Raw genomic sequence first — 17194 nt, 5'->3', positions numbered from 1 at the left:
TCCCCTCATGATCAAGAATGCTCGTTTACCTCTGTTTGATCGGCGCATTGTGCTCACCGCCTGCGTCGACGCCTTTAAGAAACTGCTGCCCCAGGCCCAGTGGAAAAACCCGGTGATGTTCGTGGTGTACCTGGGCAGCATTCTCACCACGCTACTGTGGTTCCAGTCCCTGGGCGGAGCGGGTGAAGCCCCCAGCGGCTTTATTTTAAGCATCACCCTGTGGCTGTGGTTCACCGTACTGTTCGCCAACTTCGCCGAGGCCCTGGCCGAGGGACGCAGCCGCGCCCAGGCAGCAAGCCTGCGCAGCATGAAGCGCCAGACCCTGGCCAAATTGCTGCAACAACCCCGGCACGGTGCGGCCTGGTTGCCCACTGAAGCCAGTCTGTTGCGCAAGGACAGCGTGGTGCTGATCGAAGCCGGCGACCTGGTGCCCCTGGACGGTGTGGTGATCGAAGGCGTGGCCTCGGTGGATGAAAGCGCGATCACCGGCGAATCGGCTCCGGTGATTCGCGAAGCGGGTGGCGACTTTTCCTCGGTCACCGGCGGCACGCGGGTGCTGTCGGACTGGCTGGTGGTGCGCATCAGCGTCAACCCCGGTGAGTCGTTTCTCGACCGCATGATCTCCATGGTCGAGTCCGCCAAGCGCCAGAAGACGCCCAACGAGGTAGCCCTGAACATTTTGCTGGTGGGGCTGACCCTATTGTTTCTGCTGGTGATCGCCACCCTGAGCCCCTACTCGATTTTTGCCGTAGCCATGAGCGGCACCGGCAGCGTGATCAGTGCCACAGTGCTGGTGGCGTTGCTGGTGTGCCTGATCCCCACCACCATCGGCGGCCTGCTCTCGGCCATTGGCGTGGCGGGGATGAGCCGGATGATGTCGGCCAATGTAATCGCCACTTCAGGCCGGGCCGTCGAGGCGGCTGGCGATGTCGACGTGTTGTTGCTGGACAAGACCGGCACCATCACCCTGGGTAATCGCCAGGCCAGCAGTTTCCTGCCTGCACCGGGTATCAAGGAAGCCGAGTTGGCGGACGCCGCGCAACTGGCGTCCCTGGCCGATGAAACCCCTGAAGGTCGCAGCATTGTGGTGCTGGCCAAACAGAAGTTTGACCTGCGGGCGCGAGACATCAACGCCCTGGGCGCCAGCTTTGTCCACTTCACCGCACAAACCCGCATGAGCGGCGTCGACCTGCCCGAGGGCCGGACCATTCGCAAGGGTGCGGCGGATGCTATTCGCAGTCATATCGAAGCCTTGGGTGGGAGCTTTCCGGCGGCGTTGCAGGCCAAGGTCGATGAAGTCTCACGGCGCGGCAGCACCCCGCTGGTGGTGTCCGACGGTTCCAAGGCATTGGGCGTGGTAGAGCTCAAGGACGTGGTCAAGGGCGGCATCAAGGAGCGCTTCGCCGAATTGCGGCGCATGGGCATCAAGACGGTGATGATCACCGGCGACAACCGCCTGACCGCCGCGGCGATTGCCGTGGAGGCTGGTGTCGACGACTTCCTCGCCGAGGCTCGCCCGGAGGACAAGCTGCAACTGATCCGCGACTACCAGGCCCAGGGCAAGCTCGTTGCCATGACCGGCGACGGCACCAACGACGCCCCGGCACTGGCCCAGGCCGACGTGGCGGTAGCAATGAACAGCGGCACCCAGGCAGCGAAAGAGGCCGGCAACATGGTCGACCTGGACAGCAACCCGACCAAGCTGATCGAAGTGGTCGAGGTCGGCAAACAGATGCTGATGACCCGTGGCGCCCTGACCACCTTCAGCGTCGCCAACGACGTGGCGAAGTATTTCGCGATCATCCCGGCGGCATTCGTGGCGACCTATCCGCAGCTCGGCGCCTTAAACGTAATGCACCTGACCAGTCCCAACTCGGCGATTCTCAGTGCGGTGATTTTCAACGCGCTGATCATTGTCGCGTTGATTCCACTGGCGCTGCGCGGCGTGACCTATCGGGCCATTGGTGCGGCGGCGTTGCTTAACCGCAACCTGCTGATCTATGGCGTGGGTGGGGTGCTGGTGCCGTTTGCCGGGATCAAGGTAATTGACATGGTGTTGACTGGACTAGGTCTGGTGTAACGGACCAACTCCCCTGTAGGAGCAAGCTTGCTCCGGGCGGCGTTCCGACGAAGGTCGTTAACGATTACGCGGGAAACCTGACACCCAACGGCGCTCTCAGGTTTTTCGCGAGCAAGAACTAGGCGTCCCCCTCGCTCCTACAGACTCTCTTGAGGAATGACATGCCCGCATTAAACGAAGATCGCCCCGACCCCGACGCCTTGCTGGCCCGACTCCATCAGGAAGAACAAGCCGCCTTGCGCGGCAAATTGCGTATCTACTTCGGCTCCAATGCCGGCGTGGGCAAGACCTGCGCCATGCTCGCGGCAGCGCAACGAGAAGTCGCCCTGGGCCGCGACCTGCTCGCGGGCGTCGTGGAAACCCACGGTCGCCAGGAAACCACCGACCTGCTCCATGGTCTGGAACAACTGCCCCGCACCGCCCTGTTACACCGCGAAGTCGCCCTTACCGAATTCGACCTCGACGCTGCCCTGCTCAGGCATCCGTCAGTGCTGCTGGTCGACGAACTGGCCCACAGCAACGCCCCTGGCTCGCGCCACCCCAAACGCTGGCAAGATGTGGAAGAACTGCTCAGCGCCGGCATCGACGTGTGGACCACCCTCAACGTCCAGCACCTGGAAAGTCTTAACGATCTTGTCAGTGGGATCATTGGTATCCGCGTGCGGGAAACCGTACCCGACCACGTGTTCGACAATGCCCACGAAGTGGTGGTGGTCGACCTGCCGCCCGATGACCTGTTGCAGCGTCTGAAGGACGGCAAAGTCTACCTGGGGCCTCAGGCCGAGCGTGCGTCACGGCATTTTTTCCGCAAGGGCAACCTGCTGGCCCTGCGCGAGCTGGCACTGCGCCGCACAGCCGACCGTGTCGACACGCAGATGCGGGTGTATCGCCGCGAACGCTCAATCAAAGCCTTGTGGCCAGCCCGCGAGCGGCTGCTGGTCGGCGTGGCGGGCGACGCCGGTGATGAACGCCTGGTGCGTGAAGCGGCGCGGCTGGCGCAGAAGCTTGAGGCAGACTGGATCGTCGTGCATGTGGCTTCGGCCCAAGGTCGCGGTGCCAAACGTTATCTGACGGCCATGAAAACCCTGGCCCTGGCCACTGAGTTTGGAGCCGATACCGCAACGCTGCCAGGCATGGACGTCGCCGAGGCGCTGGCAGCCTGTGCCCGTGAGCACAACGCCAACCGGCTGGTGCTGGGCCATCATCCCCGCCAGGCCTGGCGGTTCTGGCACCAGTCGGTCAGTGATCGAATCAGCCGTCACCATCCGCAGATTGATCAGATCGTCATTGCCCACGGTGTATTACCCGCCAGCGCCCCCGTCAAAAATCTTGAAAAGCCAGCACCTGCGCCGGGTCGCACCTTGGCCTATGTCTGGGCTAGCCTGGCCTGCTTCACCGCCAGCGCCATCGCCGCGCTGCTGCTTCAGGTGTTCGACCTGGCCAACGTGGTCATGGTGTTTTTGCTCACCGTGGTGCTGGTGGCCCTGCGCTATGGGCGCGGTCCCGGCGTCTGGGCGGCGATGCTCGCGGTGCTGTGTTTTGACTTCTTTTTCGTGCAGCCGCGCTATTCCTTCACCGTCAATGACACCCAGTATTTCTTCACCTTTGCCTTGATGCTCGGCATCGCCTTGATCACCGGGCAACTCACCGCCCGTCTACGCCATGAAGCACGCACCGCCGCGGCCCGGGAGCGGCGTGCAACGTCGTTGGCGCGACTGGCCCGCGACCTGTCGGCGGCGTTGACCGTGGAGCAGATCAGCGAAGTGGCACTACGTACCTTCAGCGGCGTGTTCGAGGCGCGGGTGGGCCTGGCGTTGCCAGATGCGCAAGACCGTCTCCATAGCGTTGGTGCGGGCGTGCTGCCCATCGATGAAGGCATCGCCCAATGGAGCTACGACCATGGCCGCCCGGCGGGCCAGGGCACCGACACCCTGGCGGCCGCCAAAGGTTGCTACCTGCCATTGAAGGCACCGATGCGCGTACGCGGTGTGCTGGTGCTGGAACTGGCCCAGCGCGAACGCCTGAGCGAACCGCAAGAGCGCCGGTTGCTGGAAGCCTGCATGAGCCAGCTGGCGATCGCCCTGGAGCGGGTGCATTTCGTCGAAGTGGCGCAAAGCACACTGGTGCAGATGGAAGGCGAGAAAATGCGCAACACCCTGCTCGCCGCCATTTCCCACGACTTGCGCACGCCCTTGACCACGCTGATCGGCGCCGCCGACACCGCACTGCCCCACGCCCCACCCGGGCCCCTGACTGATTTGCTACACGACATCCACGAACAAGCCACTTCCATGCAACGGCTGATTGAAAACCTGCTGGACATGGCCCGCATGCAAGAACACGGAGTGCGGCTCAATCGGCAATGGCACTCCCTGGAAGAAATCGTCGGCAGCGCCCTGCGCCAGCTGCGCGAACCGCTGGCCCGGCACGTCGTACACACCGCCATTGACGCGCAGTTGCCACTGGTGGAGGTCGATGGACTATTGATCGAACGGGTGCTGGTCAACCTGCTGGACAACGCCGCCAAGTACACCCCCGACGGCACCTGCATTACTGTTGGCGCCCGCCAGGCTGGGGACAAGATCCTGCTGGAAGTCAACGACGCCGGGCCGGGCTGTGCTGCTCACAACCTGTTCGAACCCTTCACTCGCGGCCAGCAGGAGTCCGCCGTCGCTGGCATCGGCCTGGGGCTGGCACTGGTCAAGCGCATCATCGAAGCCCATGGCGGGTGCATTGAAGCCAACCCCGGCACCGAGTGCGGCATGCATTTCGTCATCACTTTACCAGCGGGCACCCCGCCATCCATGGAAACCCTATGAGCACTGCGCGCATTCTGATTGTTGAAGACGAGGCCAATATCCGCCGTTTTGTCGGTATCGCCCTGCAAGATGAAGGCTTCCAGGTCTTCGAGGCCGACAGCGTCAAGCGCGCCTTGATCCATGCCGCCAGCCGCCAGCCGGACCTGGTGATCGTCGATCTCGGCTTGCCGGATGGCGACGGCAAACAGTTGATCAGCGAATTGCGGGGCTGGCTGGCGGTGCCGATCCTGGTGTTGTCGGCGCGGGATCGCGAAGAGGAAAAAGTCGCCGCCCTGGACGCTGGTGCCGATGACTACCTGACCAAACCCTTCGGCGTGCCCGAGCTGCTGGCACGTATCCGCGCACAACTGCGTCGACATGGGCAAACCGGCACCGTGACAGCCACCAGCAAAGTGGCGTTTGGCGAGATTGAAGTCGACCTGGCCACCCATGAGGTATGGCGCCAGGGCCAGCCGGTACACCTGACGCCCATCGAGTACCGCCTGTTGTGCGCGATGATTCGCGGGCAGAGCCGAGTGCTGACCCACAGGCAGTTACTGCTGGAAGTCTGGGGCCTGGATTACGTGGAACGCGCCCATTATCTACGCGTACATATGGCCCATCTGCGCCAGAAGCTGGAGGCGAACCCCGCACAACCGCAGTACTTCATTACCGAGTTGCAGGTGGGGTATCGACTGGTAGGGCTCTAAATTCCAGGCACAAAAAAGCCCGCTTTATAAGCGGGCTTTTCGTGGTGACCTGGCGTTCAGCGGTCCAGGAAACCTTAATATGGCGCAGCGGACGGGACTCGAACCCGCGACCCCCGGCGTGACAGGCCGGTATTCTAACCGACTGAACTACCGCTGCGCGTAGCGTTGAAAGTAATGGTGGGTGATGACGGGATCGAACCGCCGACCCTCTGCTTGTAAGGCAGATGCTCTCCCAGCTGAGCTAATCACCCTTCACCTTCGTTGCGAGGCGCATTCTCTCACAAAAAATTCTAATGTGTTGATTTAAATGCAATTTATTTAAAATACTTCATTTTTTGAAATCGTAGACAACAAAAAGCCCGCTACTTGAGCGGGCTTCTCGCGGTGACCTGGCGTTCAGCGGTCCAGGAAACCTTAATATGGCGCAGCGGACGGGACTCGAACCCGCGACCCCCGGCGTGACAGGCCGGTATTCTAACCGACTGAACTACCGCTGCGCGTAACACTGTAAGCGAATGGTGGGTGATGACGGGATCGAACCGCCGACCCTCTGCTTGTAAGGCAGATGCTCTCCCAGCTGAGCTAATCACCCTTCACTTTCGGTGTGGCGCGCATTCTACGGAGCGACCCAAACTCTGGCAAGCACTTTCTTAAATATTTTTTTCAGGCCTTCCAATGGCTTAGGCGGGGTTGGCCTACGGCGCTACGCGGGGAATAATGCCCCCCTTTGTATAAAGGAGAGACTCACCCCATGTGGTTCAAAAACCTGCTTATCTATCGCCTGACCCAAGATCTGCCTGTTGATGCCGAGGCGTTGGAAACTGCACTGGCCACCAAACTGGCGCGTTCCTGTGCAAGCCAGGAGTTGACCACTTACGGCTTCGTCGCCCCGTTCGGCAAAGGCGAAGACGCGCCATTGGTACACGTCAGCGGTGACTTCCTGCTGATCGCTGCGCGCAAGGAAGAACGTATCCTGCCGGGTAGCGTGGTGCGTGATGCGCTGAAGGAAAAGGTCGAAGAGATCGAAGCCGAGCAAATGCGCAAGGTCTATAAAAAAGAACGCGACCAGATCAAGGATGAAATCATCCAGGCCTTCCTGCCCCGCGCCTTTATCCGTCGTTCGTCGACCTTCGCCGCCATCGCGCCGAAACAGGGCCTGATCCTGGTCAACTCGGCCAGCCCAAAGCGTGCCGAAGACCTGCTGTCCACCCTGCGTGAAGTGATCGGCACCCTGCCGGTACGTCCGCTGACCGTGAAAATGGCCCCGACCGCCACCATGACCGACTGGGTCACCACGCAAAAGCCAGCCGATGACTTCTTCGTCCTCGACGAATGCGAGTTGCGCGACACCCACGAAGACGGCGGCATCGTGCGCTGCAAGCGCCAGGACCTGACCGGCGAAGAAATCCAGCTGCACCTGAGCACCGGCAAGGTGGTGACGCAACTGTCCCTGGCCTGGCAGGACAAGCTGTCCTTCATGCTGGATGACAAGATGGTGGTCAAGCGCCTGAAGTTCGAAGACCTGCTGCAAGACCAGGCAGAACAGGACGGCGGCGACGAAGCCCTGGGCCAGCAGGACGCAAGCTTTGCCTTGATGATGCTGACGTTTGGCGTCTTCCTGCCGGCGTTGGTTGAGGCTTTGGGCGGCGAAGAAACCCCGCAGGGGATCTAAAAATGCTGATAGCTAGGGGGCAGGTTCGGTTGAGTACATATCCGTTGCTGCGGTAACGGCGGCTTAGGGTTACGCCCTTACGGCGTGTCACTTTGCAAAAGCGGCAAAGTAACCAAAGCGCTCCTGCCCTACCTATCGGCGCCTCGCTGGGGCTCGGCGTGCCCGAACGAAGGCATTGCTCCGTGGGTCGCCGCGATGGGCCATCCCTGGCCCAGCGCCGCGGCCCACGGAGCAATGCCGGAGTGAAGGCATGCCGAGCCCCAGCGAGGCACCAAGTGGTGGGGCAAGAGCCCTTTTGGTTACTTTTGGCTGGGCCGGCATTCCGGGCTCTTTTCCAAAAGTGACACGCCGTAAGGGCGTAACCCTAATCCGCCCCAACCAAAATAACGGATATGTACCCATACCCAACCCACCCCAAAACATATAGATACCTATAGCTATCGCAAGCAAGCCACACACATTCGATCGGATTACCGCCTCGGATTTTCTGTCACTCGACAAACCGCTCTCCAATAACAAGGACCACCCCATGCGCGCACTCACCGCTTTAAGCCGCTTCGTCGGCAACACCTTCGCCTACTGGGTGCTGATTTTTGCCGTGGTCGCGTTCCTGCAACCAAGCTGGTTTATCGACCTGAAGAGCGCCATCGTCCCACTGCTGGGGCTGGTGATGTTCGGCATGGGGCTGACCCTCAAACTTGAAGACTTCGCCGAGGTCGCCCGTCACCCGTGGCGTGTAGCGCTTGGCGTGGTCGCGCATTTTGTGATCATGCCCGGCGTGGCGTGGTTGCTGTGCCAGGCCTTCCAGCTACCGCCGGAAATTGCCGTCGGCGTGATCCTGGTGGGTTGCTGCCCCAGCGGCACCTCGTCCAATGTCATGACCTGGCTGGCCCGTGGCGACCTGGCGCTGTCAGTGGCCATCGCCGCCGTCACCACCCTCCTCGCCCCGCTGCTCACCCCGGCGCTGATCTGGCTGCTGGCCTCGGCCTGGCTGCCGGTGTCGTTCATGGAGTTGTTCTGGTCTATCCTGCAGGTGGTGTTGCTGCCCATCGTGCTCGGTGTGCTGGCGCAACGGTTGCTGGGCGATCGGGTGCGCCATGCCGTGGACGTGTTGCCGCTGGTGTCGGTAGTCAGCATCGTGATCATCGTCGCCGCCGTGGTGGCCGCAAGCCAGGCGAAGATTGCCGAGTCAGGCCTGCTGATCATGGCCGTGGTGATGCTGCACAACAGCTTCGGTTACCTGCTGGGTTATTTCACCGGCCGCGTGTTCAAGCTACCGCTGGCACAACGCAAGTCGTTGGCGCTGGAAGTAGGCATGCAGAATTCAGGGCTGGGCGCCGCCTTGGCGAGTGCGCACTTTTCGCCGTTGGCGGCGGTGCCAAGCGCGCTGTTCAGCGTCTGGCACAACATTTCCGGGGCGTTGCTGTCGACGTATTTCCGCCGGATGAGCGAGAAGGAAGATCGCGAACTGTTGGCGCAACAGCAGACCGACTGACGGTTGAAACTTGATCACACGATCAAGTTTCGGCACTCTATCGAGCTTCGCGGGGACGACCTCGCGGCTCGATCAAGGTACTCACTGGGGACGACCCCTTCTATCGATGGAGGTTTTCATGTCCTGGATCATTCTGTTTTTTGCAGGTCTCTTTGAAGTCGGCTGGGCCGTTGGCCTGAAATACACCGACGGCTTCAGCAAACCCATGCCAACAGCCCTGACGATTGCCGCCATGGCTGTCAGCCTGGGCTTGTTGGGATTGGCCATGAAAGAACTGCCGCTGGGCACCGCCTATGCCATCTGGACCGGAGTCGGTGCAGTGGGCACGGTGATTGCCGGGATTATCCTGTTTGGGGAATCCATGGCGCTGTTCAGGCTGGCCAGTGTGGCATTGATTATTGCCGGGCTAGTGGGGCTCAAGATCAGCGCTTGAACCCCGGATCGTTCCCGCGAAAGCGGGAGCGATCAACCTACCTGACACTCCCCCGCAACTGCCCCACCAACTCCTGCAATGCTTGCGGCGTCGCCGTCTCCAGCGTCACTGGCGGCCCTGCCACCAGCGTCACTCGCGACCACAACCGACGGAACATCCCCTTGGCCGGGTCACGGCTGAAGAAGCTTCCCCACAACCCCTGCAAAGCCAACGGAATCACCGGCACCGGCGTATCCTCAAGAATCCGCGTCAACCCGCCCTTGAACTCATTGATCTGGCCATCGCCCGTCAACTTGCCTTCCGGGAAGATGCACACCAGTTCGCCATCCTTGAGGTACTGGGCAATACGCTGGAACGCCTTGTCGTAGATCTGGATATCCTCATGCCGCGCGGCAATCGGAATCGCCCCGGCAGTGCGGAAGATAAAGTTCAGCACCGGCAAACGGTAGATCTTGTAGTACGTGACAAAGCGAATCGGCCGACGCACCGCGCCGCCAATCAACAATGCATCGACAAACGACACATGGTTGCACACCAGTAGCGCCGCACCTTCGTCGGGAATCAGTTCCAGGTTGCGATGTTCAACGCGGTACATGGAATGGCTGAGCAGCCAGATCATGAAACGCATGGAGAACTCGGGAACGATCTTGAAGATGTAAGTGTTGACCGCGATGTTGAGCAGCGACACCACCAGGAACAACTCGGGGATCGACAGCTTGGCCACGCTCAGCAGCAGGATCGAGACAATTGCCGAGACCACCATGAACAGCGCATTGAGAATGTTGTTGGCCGCGATTACCCGCGCCCGCTCTTTTTCGGCGGTGCGCGACTGGATCAGCGCATACAGCGGCACGATGTAGAACCCGCCAAACACGCCAAGGCCGAGGATATCGATCAACACCCACCAGGCTTGACCGTAGCTGAGCATAGCGATCCAGTCGTTGGCCTGGACGTTCTGCGGGAAACCGCCGGAATGCCACCACAGCAGCAGGCCAAACACCGTAAGACCAAAGGAGCCAAAGGGCACCAGGCCGATTTCCACTTTACGCCCGGAGAGTTTCTCGCAGAGCATCGAACCTAGCGCGATACCTACCGAGAATACGGTCAGGATCAGCGTGACCACGGTCTCATCGCCGTACAGCCACTCCTTGGCATAGGCCGGGATCTGCGTCAGATAGATCGCACCGACAAACCAGAACCACGAGTTGCCGACAATCGAACGGGACACAGCCGGCGTTTGCCCCAGGCCCAGGCGCAAGGTGGCCCAGGATTGGCTGAAGATATTCCAGTTCAGGCGCATCTCAGGGCTGGCGGCGGCTGCGCGAGGAATGCTACGGCTGGCCAGGTAGCCCAACACCGCAACGCCGACGATGGCGGTAGACACTACCGGCGCGTAATGGCTGGAGGACATCATGATCCCTGCGCCGATGGTCCCCGCCAGAATCGCCAGGAATGTGCCCATCTCCACCAGGCCATTGCCACCCACCAACTCATCTTCATGCAACGCCTGGGGCATGATCGAGTACTTCACCGGGCCGAACAGCGCCGAATGAGTGCCCATGGCAAACAGCGCCAACAGCATCAGTTCAAGGTGGTTGAACATAAAGCCGACGGCGCCCACGGCCATAATCACGATCTCGCCGAGCTTGATCATGCGGATCAGCGCGTCCTTGTTGAACTTCTCGCCAAATTGCCCGGCCAGGGCCGAGAACAGGAAGAACGGCAGGATAAACAGCAAGGCGCAGAGGTTGACCCAGATCGAGCGGTCGCCCTCGATGGTCAGCTTGTAGAGAATCGCCAGGATCAACGATTGCTTGAAGATGTTGTCGTTGAATGCACCCAGGGACTGGGTAATGAAAAATGGCAAAAAACGCCGTTTGCGCAGCAAGGTAAATTGCGAGGGGTGACTCATCGTCCATGTTCCTGCGTGGCCTGAAGGCTGTTGTTGATCTGACGCTTGGGACTTTGCACTTGAGCGCCAGGCCACGACTTTACCTAATCCTGATTACTTATTCCCTCGTCCCGCAATGCACGGTGAAACAAAAAGCTCACCTTTCCAGGCCCCCTGCACCGTGCGCTTGGCGACGATCAGCCACATCAGGGCCAGGGCAGCCACCAACACACAACCGAAGACGCTGAAAAAACCCAGGTGCAAGGTGCCTGCCAGCTTCAAGGTGGTTAGGGCATAGACCCCCAGCGGAAAGGTGAAACCCCACCAGCCCAGGTTGAACGGGATACCGGCCCGCAGGTAGCGCAAGGTGATCAGCACCGCGATCAGCATCCACCACAACCCCAGGCCCCACAGGGTAATACCAGCGATCAGGCCCAGGCCTTCAGCAATCTCGCCGATACCTGGGAAGCCGTTGGCGGCAAAGATTGCCGGGGCGTCGTTGCCCAGCAGCAACATGCCAAGGGCACCGGTGCCGATGGGACCGAGGGCCAGCCAGCTCGACGCAGCCATGTTGGCGTGAGGCAGTTTATGCAAGGCCATGCGCAACATCAGGATGGTCAGAATGCTGAACGCCACCGGTAGGGAAAACGCCCACAGCACGTAGCTGGTCACCAGCATAACCAGTTGCGAATGGGCGTCGACCAAGTGCGGTGCCAGCAGGCCACCGCTGGCGGCGGCGACTTCGGCGGCAACCACCGGCAACAGCCAGACCGCAGTCATCTGGTCGATGCTGTGTTCCTGGCGAGTGAACATCATGTAGGGAATCAGCACCCCGCACGCCAGGGACATTGCCACGTCCAGCCACCACAGCACTTCGGCCAATTGCACCACGCCCTCGCCCCAGCGTGGCAGGCCAAACAGCAGAAAACCGTTGATGATGGTCGCCAGGCCCATGGGAATGGTGCCGAAGAACATCGAGACCGTGGAATGGCCGAAAATCCGCCGCGCCTCATGGAAAAACATCACCCAGCGTGCGGCGTACAGGCCACTGAACAAAACAAACAGAAAGATCGTGAGCAGCCACAGCGCCTCGGCGATGGCATGCAACCCAGGCAGGTTGACCGGCACTTGCGCCAAGGCCAGCGCCAACACCCCGGTGCCCATGGTGGCGGCAAACCAGTTGGGGGTGAACTGGCGAATGACTTCCCGAGGACGGGCCAGGTGGCTGAACGGTTTGTAACCGGTGGTGATGCTGTTGGGGCAGGTCATGGGTAATCCTCTTCCTCGTATCAGGTTGAGGCCATGGTAGAAGCCGATCGAATATCTATAAAACGGGTAATATCTCTAACTGTTATCTGTTTTACCAATACAAGGCTATTCGCTGCCCTCGGATTCGATCACTAGAATTCGCGCCGCCCCCTGCGGATGGGCCACATGCTCGGTGCCGATGCTGGCGTAGAAGATGTCGCCGACTTCAAGTGACACCCTTTTTTCTGTACCGTTTTCGCGATAGTGCATCTGCACCTGACCATCCAGCACCACAAACACCTCCTCGCCATCGTTGATGTGCCAGCGATAAGGCTGATCGGTCCAGTGCAAGCGGGTAGTGATGCCGTTCATCCTGGCGATGTCCAGTGCCTCCCAGGCACGGCTACCGGTGAAGTCCTTGCTGCGGATGATCTTCATGCTTGAATCTCGATTCTGGGTTGCACGGAGCGCGGATTATTACCGATCAACCGCCCGACGTCGCCCTGGCCTTGGCAGAGTCCTGCATCATCAAACCGACCAAGGCACTGAGCGCCAACACGATCAGCACGAGCCCATAACCATCAGTGGTGGCTATCAGGCCAAAGGTGCGAGTGAGGTGGCCCGCCAACAGCGACGGCAAGCAGAACGCCAGGTAGCTCAGCACGTAGAACGCCGATATCAAGCCGGCACGCTCGTGAGGCAATGCCAACGGTACGACGCTGCGCAATGCGCCGAGGAAGCCCGCGCCAAACCCGCTGCCGGCGACCAGAGTGGCGAAGAAAAACAGCGGCAGGCTGGCGCTGTGGACCGCCGCGAGAATCAGCGCCACGCCCACGGCGAGCAAGCTCGCTCCCAGCCGCAGGACTTTGTCCGCCGGGCGATTGCGCAAGCTGAAAATCATCACCGCGCCGCTCAACGTCAACACTGCCACCAGGCCGCCGCCGATCAGATTGGAGGTCGAACCAGTCGCCGCCCGCACCAGCGAAGGCGCCAGGGACAGATAAAAGCCACTCATAGCCCACACCGCGATATCCACCGGCAGCGAGAGCCACAAGGCTCGTCGCGCCTGGGGCGGTACATGCAAGGTCGGCCACAGGGATGCCAGCGCACCGGGTATGCGACTCACTGTTTCCGGCAGGCGCCAGACATACAGGCACTGCAACGCCAACAGGGCGAACAGCGTCCAATAGATCAACTGTGTGGGCAGCGGCGCGAACTCCACCAACAAACTGCTGCCCATGGCGCCACACGCCATGCCCAATAGCGGCGCAACGCTGTTGACCAGCGGGCCCCGCTGACGGTCAGTGTCGAGCAACGCTGCACCCAACACCGCCGTGGCCATGCCGGTGGCGAAACCTTGCAGCGTGCGGGCGGCAATCAGCCAGGCAACACTGTCGGCATTGATAAACAGCAACATCGCCAGCATATCCAGGACCAGCGCGACAAAGATCACTGGCTTGCGCCCCAGGTGATCCGACAGCGAACCGACGGTCAACAGAGCCGCCAGCAAGCTCAGGGCATACACGCCGAAGATCAGGGTGAGCACGCCAGCGGAAAAATGCAGGTCTTCCTGGTAGAGGTGATACAACGGCGTCGGCGCGCTGGAGGCGGCGAGAAATGTCAGCAAGGTGATTGCCAGGAACACCAGGCTGCAACGATGAGAAGTGACAATTGCCATGAGCACGCCCCGCTAAAGCTAATATTTTGCTTTTGTGGAGTGTGCTACTCCGTCGCCCTTAAAGCAAATTCTTTGTGTTAAGGTTTTAAGCATGGCTATAAAAGAAGGCCTCCGCCCGGGGGGCCGCAGTGCCCGGGTACAAGAGTCGGTTCATTCGGCGGTGCGTCAATTGCTGCAAGAGCAGGATCGCGCCAGCGTGACCGTACCGCAAATCGCTACTCGTGCGGGAGTGACGCCGTCGACGATTTACCGACGCTGGGGCGACCTGTCCGCCCTCCTCGCCGACGTCGCCCTGGCCCGCATGCGCCCAGACAGCACACCTGCCAACACCGGCAGCCTGCGTGGCGATTTACGAGCGTGGGCCGAGCAATACCTGGACGAGATGAATTCGCAGCCGGGGCGCAACATGATGCGTGATGTGCAGTGCAGCCAGACGCCGGGGTATTGCGTGAGCATTCTGGGTGGGCAGTTGCAGGCTATCCTTGATCGTTATCAGGGCAGCAGTGACGTATTGCCCAGCGTGGACCGGCTGATTAACCTGCTGGCGGCACCGACGGTATTTCGGATTTTGTTCTCCTCCGTGCCGTTGCAGCTTGAGGAGTTGCACGAGTTGATCGAGATCGTGTTGCGAGGGTAACCCCATAAAAAACGGCCTCATCTAGAGGCCGTTTTGCTATCCCACATCACTGTCACGTGCGCATCCCACGCCCACTCACCAGCAACCGCGCACAGCCCAGATACAGCACCACGGTCGCTACGAGCATGAAGGTGATCGCCACACCGATCTTGATATCCGAAACCCCAAGAATCCCGTAGCGAAACGCGTTGACCATATGCAACACCGGGTTGGCCAACGACACCGTCTGCCAGAACGGCGGCAGCAGGGTAATCGAGTAAAACACGCCGCCTAGGTAAGTCAGTGGCGTTAGCACAAAGGTCGGGATAATGGAGATGTCATCAAAGTTGCGCGCAAATACCGCATTGATGAAGCCCAGCAGCGAGAAGATCGTCGCCGTCAGTACCACCACCAAAATGGTAACGCCCAGGTGATGCACCTGCAGATCGGTAAAGAACAGCGACAGCAGGGTCACGATCACCCCGACCATCAAACCGCGTAGCACGCCGCCCACGGTGTAGCCAATCAGAATGGTGTGGGGCGAGACCGGCGAGACCATCAATTCCTCGATGGAGCGCTGGAACTTGCTGCCGAAGAAACTGGAGACCACATTGCCGTAGGAGTTGGTGATCACCGACATCATGATCAGCCCCGGCACGATGTATTCCATGTAGGTGAAACCACCCATATCACCGATCTGCCGGCCGATCAGGTTACCGAAGATCACGAAGTACAAAACCATGGTGATCGCCGGCGGCAGCAGGGTTTGCGGCCAGATCCGGGTAAAGCGCTTCACTTCGCGGTAGACGATGGTATTGAGGGCAACAAGGTTGGGTTGCAGTTCGGAGTTCATACCGCCACCTTCGCCAGATTTTTCTCCACCAGGGACACAAACAACTCCTCAAGGCGATTGGTTTTATTGCGCAGGCTCAGCACTTCGATGTTCTGGGTAGCCAGTTGGCCGAACAACGCGGTGATGCCCACGGCTTTATCCACCTGGACTTCCAGGGTGTGGCTGTCCACCAGGCGATTCGGGTAGCCGATCAACTGCGGTGGCACCACCATGTCGTGCTTCAGGTCCAGCAGAAAGGTCTCGACATGCAGTTGGCCGAGCAACTGACGCATGCTGGTATTTTCGACAATGGTGCCGTGGTCGATGATGCCGATGTTGCGGCACAACTGCTCAGCCTCTTCCAGGTAATGGGTGGTGAGGATGATGGTGATACCTTTCTCGTTCAGCTCGGTGAGGAAGGTCCACATCGAGCGACGCAGCTCGATGTCTACCCCCGCCGTCGGTTCGTCGAGGATCAGCAGGCGCGGTTCGTGGACCAGGGCGCGGGCGATCATCAGGCGGCGCTTCATGCCGCCGGACAAAGAGCGTGAAGGTACGTCGCGCTTGTCCCACAGGCCCAGTTGCGTCAGGTACTGCTCGGCGCGCTCCTTGGCAATTTTCGGTGGGATACCGTAGTAGCCAGCCTGGGTCACGACGATATCGAAGGTCTTTTCAAACTGGTTGAAGTTGAACTCCTGGGGCACCACGCCAATGCAGCGCTTGAGCGCGGCCGGGGATTTATCCAGGTCGTGGCCAAAGATATTCACCGTGCCACTGGTCTTGTTCACCAGTGTCGAGAGAATGCCGATGGTGGTGGATTTGCCGGCGCCGTTGGGGCCGAGCAAGGCGAAGAAGTCACCTTCGGCGACATCCAGATCGATACCACTCAGGGCCTGGAAACCGTTGCCGTAGGTTTTGGTTAGCTGCCGGATGGACAGAGCGGAACTCATATCGGATTACGCACCAAGAAGAAGGAAGTTACTTATTAAATAAGGACGGGCGGCCGACAATACAACGGCGGCGCATGACAGCCATGGTGCGTGCCTGCGCCGCACAAGTACAGTCACCTGTATTAATAGTCAGTATTAAGTCAACGCGGTCATAACCGCTTTTTGATAGGCCGGACGCTGGCAAAGACGCTGGTACCAGGCCTCTAGATTGGGCATTGCGGGCCGCTCGATAGGCATCTCGAACCAGGCGTAAATAAAGCTGCCCAAGGGGATATCGCCCATGCCGATCTCGGCACCCGACAGGTAGGGTTGCGTGGCCAGGGCCTGGTCCACCGCCTGCAATACGTCGATGCAGGCTTGGCGCCCGGCGTGGATGCTGTCCCAGTTTTGCTTTCCGGCTGGGGTACGCAACACGCCCCAGAATACGATCTTGAACGGTTCAGCGAAGGTGGACGTGGTCCAGTCCATCCATTTTTCGGCGTTGGCTCGCGCTTGCAGATCGCCGGGGTACCAGTTCGAATCCGCAGCATGGCGCGCGGCCAGATAACGCACGATGGTGTTGGATTCCCACAACACAAAATCGCCATCTTCGATCATCGGCACCCGGCCATTCGGATTCAACGCCCGGTATTGCGGCGTATCGACCACACCAAAAGCCCCGCCCGCATCAATTGCCTCATAGTCCAGGCCGAGTTCCTCGGCGCACCACAGTGCCTTCCTGACATTTGACGAATTTTTACGACCCCAGATTTTCAGCATGACCGCCCCTGACTTGATGAACATGGTGGATG

General features: G+C 60.2%; 14 protein-coding genes and 4 tRNA genes. 7 read left to right on the top strand and 11 right to left on the bottom strand.

What is annotated here, in order from left to right; translation table 11 throughout:
• Positions 1-7: 7 nt before the first annotated feature.
• The 3 genes from kdpB to FQ182_RS10075 all read left to right on the top strand — a co-directional run bounded on the left by kdpB (position 8) and on the right by FQ182_RS10075 (position 5588).
• Positions 8-2080 carry a potassium-transporting ATPase subunit KdpB gene (gene kdpB / locus FQ182_RS10090; protein ID WP_149411498.1) on the top strand — a complete coding sequence of 691 codons (2073 nt, stop codon included), beginning with the start codon at positions 8-10 and terminating at the stop codon, positions 2078-2080.
• Between the two features lie 161 nt (positions 2081-2241).
• A complete protein-coding gene (locus tag FQ182_RS10080; RefSeq protein ID WP_149411497.1) occupies positions 2242-4899 on the top strand; it encodes a sensor histidine kinase KdpD in 2658 nt (885 codons plus the stop codon).
• Entirely contained in the window at positions 4896-5588 is a 693-nt protein-coding gene (locus tag FQ182_RS10075) for a response regulator (protein WP_149411496.1), read from the top strand. The genes FQ182_RS10080 and FQ182_RS10075 overlap by 4 nt, the downstream gene beginning before the upstream one ends.
• 80 nt (positions 5589-5668) lie before the next feature.
• Here the strand turns inward: FQ182_RS10075 and FQ182_RS10070 are convergent.
• The 4 genes from FQ182_RS10070 to FQ182_RS10055 form a co-directional block, all read right to left on the bottom strand.
• Positions 5669-5745, bottom strand: a tRNA-Asp gene (locus FQ182_RS10070).
• Positions 5746-5763: 18 nt separating this feature from the next.
• Positions 5764-5839 (bottom strand) — tRNA-Val (locus FQ182_RS10065).
• Positions 5840-6008: 169 nt separating this feature from the next.
• A tRNA-Asp gene (locus FQ182_RS10060) sits at positions 6009-6085 on the bottom strand.
• A gap of 19 nt (positions 6086-6104) precedes the next feature.
• Positions 6105-6180: transfer RNA gene (locus FQ182_RS10055), tRNA-Val, on the bottom strand.
• A gap of 159 nt (positions 6181-6339) precedes the next feature.
• On the opposite strand from FQ182_RS10055, the gene rdgC reads away from it, so the two are divergent.
• From rdgC to sugE, 3 genes are all read left to right on the top strand, one after another.
• The gene (gene rdgC, locus FQ182_RS10050; RefSeq protein ID WP_149411495.1) at positions 6340-7260 is read left to right on the top strand and encodes a recombination-associated protein RdgC; all 921 of its coding nucleotides are present in this window, start codon (positions 6340-6342) and stop codon (positions 7258-7260) included.
• A 529-nt stretch (positions 7261-7789) separates the two neighbouring features.
• Positions 7790-8755 (top strand): bile acid:sodium symporter family protein, encoded by a 966-nt coding sequence (locus tag FQ182_RS10045; RefSeq protein ID WP_149411494.1) that lies wholly within the window; start codon positions 7790-7792, stop codon positions 8753-8755.
• A 118-nt stretch (positions 8756-8873) separates the two neighbouring features.
• Positions 8874-9188: a quaternary ammonium compound efflux SMR transporter SugE gene (sugE, locus tag FQ182_RS10040; RefSeq protein ID WP_133099016.1), complete on the top strand. Its 315-nt coding sequence runs from the start codon at positions 8874-8876 to the stop codon at positions 9186-9188.
• A 37-nt stretch (positions 9189-9225) separates the two neighbouring features.
• Here the strand turns inward: sugE and FQ182_RS10035 are convergent, their stop codons facing one another.
• The 4 genes from FQ182_RS10035 to FQ182_RS10020 form a co-directional block, all read right to left on the bottom strand.
• Positions 9226-11100 carry an MFS transporter gene (locus tag FQ182_RS10035; RefSeq protein ID WP_149411493.1) on the bottom strand — a complete coding sequence of 625 codons (1875 nt, stop codon included), beginning with the start codon at positions 11098-11100 and terminating at the stop codon, positions 9226-9228.
• A gap of 93 nt (positions 11101-11193) precedes the next feature.
• The gene (locus FQ182_RS10030; protein ID WP_149411492.1) at positions 11194-12348 is read right to left on the bottom strand and encodes a TDT family transporter; all 1155 of its coding nucleotides are present in this window, start codon (positions 12346-12348) and stop codon (positions 11194-11196) included.
• Positions 12349-12453: 105 nt separating this feature from the next.
• A complete protein-coding gene (locus FQ182_RS10025; RefSeq protein ID WP_149411491.1) occupies positions 12454-12765 on the bottom strand; it encodes a cupin domain-containing protein in 312 nt (103 codons plus the stop codon).
• A gap of 46 nt (positions 12766-12811) precedes the next feature.
• Complete coding sequence (locus FQ182_RS10020; protein ID WP_149411490.1) at positions 12812-14005, bottom strand: MFS transporter; 1194 nt, start codon at positions 14003-14005, stop codon at positions 12812-12814.
• 91 nt (positions 14006-14096) lie between these two features.
• Between FQ182_RS10020 and FQ182_RS10015 the strand changes: the two genes are divergently transcribed.
• Positions 14097-14642, top strand: a complete 546-nt coding sequence (locus FQ182_RS10015) for a TetR/AcrR family transcriptional regulator (RefSeq protein ID WP_149411489.1) — start codon at positions 14097-14099, stop codon at positions 14640-14642.
• A 52-nt stretch (positions 14643-14694) separates the two neighbouring features.
• Here FQ182_RS10015 and FQ182_RS10010 read toward each other — a convergent pair whose 3' ends face one another.
• The 3 genes from FQ182_RS10010 to FQ182_RS10000 all read right to left on the bottom strand — a co-directional run bounded on the left by FQ182_RS10010 (position 14695) and on the right by FQ182_RS10000 (position 17162).
• Positions 14695-15474: an ABC transporter permease gene (locus FQ182_RS10010; RefSeq protein ID WP_149411488.1), complete on the bottom strand. Its 780-nt coding sequence runs from the start codon at positions 15472-15474 to the stop codon at positions 14695-14697.
• Positions 15471-16403: an ABC transporter ATP-binding protein gene (locus FQ182_RS10005; protein ID WP_149411487.1), complete on the bottom strand. Its 933-nt coding sequence runs from the start codon at positions 16401-16403 to the stop codon at positions 15471-15473. The genes FQ182_RS10010 and FQ182_RS10005 overlap by 4 nt, the downstream gene beginning before the upstream one ends.
• Before the next feature lie 135 nt (positions 16404-16538).
• Positions 16539-17162, bottom strand: coding sequence for a glutathione S-transferase family protein (locus FQ182_RS10000; RefSeq protein WP_149411486.1), 624 nt, complete (start codon positions 17160-17162; stop codon positions 16539-16541).
• Between the last annotated feature and the right edge of the window lie 32 nt (positions 17163-17194).

It is taken from the genome of Pseudomonas sp. ANT_H4, from assembly GCF_008369295.1.
GTDB lineage: Bacteria > Pseudomonadota > Gammaproteobacteria > Pseudomonadales > Pseudomonadaceae > Aquipseudomonas.
The sequence above is the reverse complement of the archived record's forward strand: the minus strand, read 5'-3'. Positions and strand labels throughout refer to the sequence as shown.

What these genes read in the sequence shown, in the direction of transcription:
- FQ182_RS10015 (WP_149411489.1), top strand. Translation starts at nt 14,097, where the DNA reads ATGGCTATAAAAGAAGGCCTCCGCCCGGGGGGCCGCAGTGCCCGGGTA.
- FQ182_RS10075 (WP_149411496.1), top strand. Translation starts at nt 4,896, where the DNA reads ATGAGCACTGCGCGCATTCTGATTGTTGAAGACGAGGCCAATATCCGC.
- FQ182_RS10025 (WP_149411491.1), bottom strand. Translation starts at nt 12,765, where the DNA reads ATGAAGATCATCCGCAGCAAGGACTTCACCGGTAGCCGTGCCTGGGAG.
- rdgC (WP_149411495.1), top strand. Translation starts at nt 6,340, where the DNA reads ATGTGGTTCAAAAACCTGCTTATCTATCGCCTGACCCAAGATCTGCCT.
- FQ182_RS10045 (WP_149411494.1), top strand. Translation starts at nt 7,790, where the DNA reads ATGCGCGCACTCACCGCTTTAAGCCGCTTCGTCGGCAACACCTTCGCC.
- FQ182_RS10005 (WP_149411487.1), bottom strand. Translation starts at nt 16,403, where the DNA reads ATGAGTTCCGCTCTGTCCATCCGGCAGCTAACCAAAACCTACGGCAAC.
- FQ182_RS10020 (WP_149411490.1), bottom strand. Translation starts at nt 14,005, where the DNA reads ATGGCAATTGTCACTTCTCATCGTTGCAGCCTGGTGTTCCTGGCAATC.
- sugE (WP_133099016.1), top strand. Translation starts at nt 8,874, where the DNA reads ATGTCCTGGATCATTCTGTTTTTTGCAGGTCTCTTTGAAGTCGGCTGG.
- FQ182_RS10035 (WP_149411493.1), bottom strand. Translation starts at nt 11,100, where the DNA reads ATGAGTCACCCCTCGCAATTTACCTTGCTGCGCAAACGGCGTTTTTTG.
- FQ182_RS10080 (WP_149411497.1), top strand. Translation starts at nt 2,242, where the DNA reads ATGCCCGCATTAAACGAAGATCGCCCCGACCCCGACGCCTTGCTGGCC.
- kdpB (WP_149411498.1), top strand. Translation starts at nt 8, where the DNA reads ATGATCAAGAATGCTCGTTTACCTCTGTTTGATCGGCGCATTGTGCTC.
- FQ182_RS10000 (WP_149411486.1), bottom strand. Translation starts at nt 17,162, where the DNA reads ATGCTGAAAATCTGGGGTCGTAAAAATTCGTCAAATGTCAGGAAGGCA.
- FQ182_RS10010 (WP_149411488.1), bottom strand. Translation starts at nt 15,474, where the DNA reads ATGAACTCCGAACTGCAACCCAACCTTGTTGCCCTCAATACCATCGTC.
- FQ182_RS10030 (WP_149411492.1), bottom strand. Translation starts at nt 12,348, where the DNA reads ATGACCTGCCCCAACAGCATCACCACCGGTTACAAACCGTTCAGCCAC.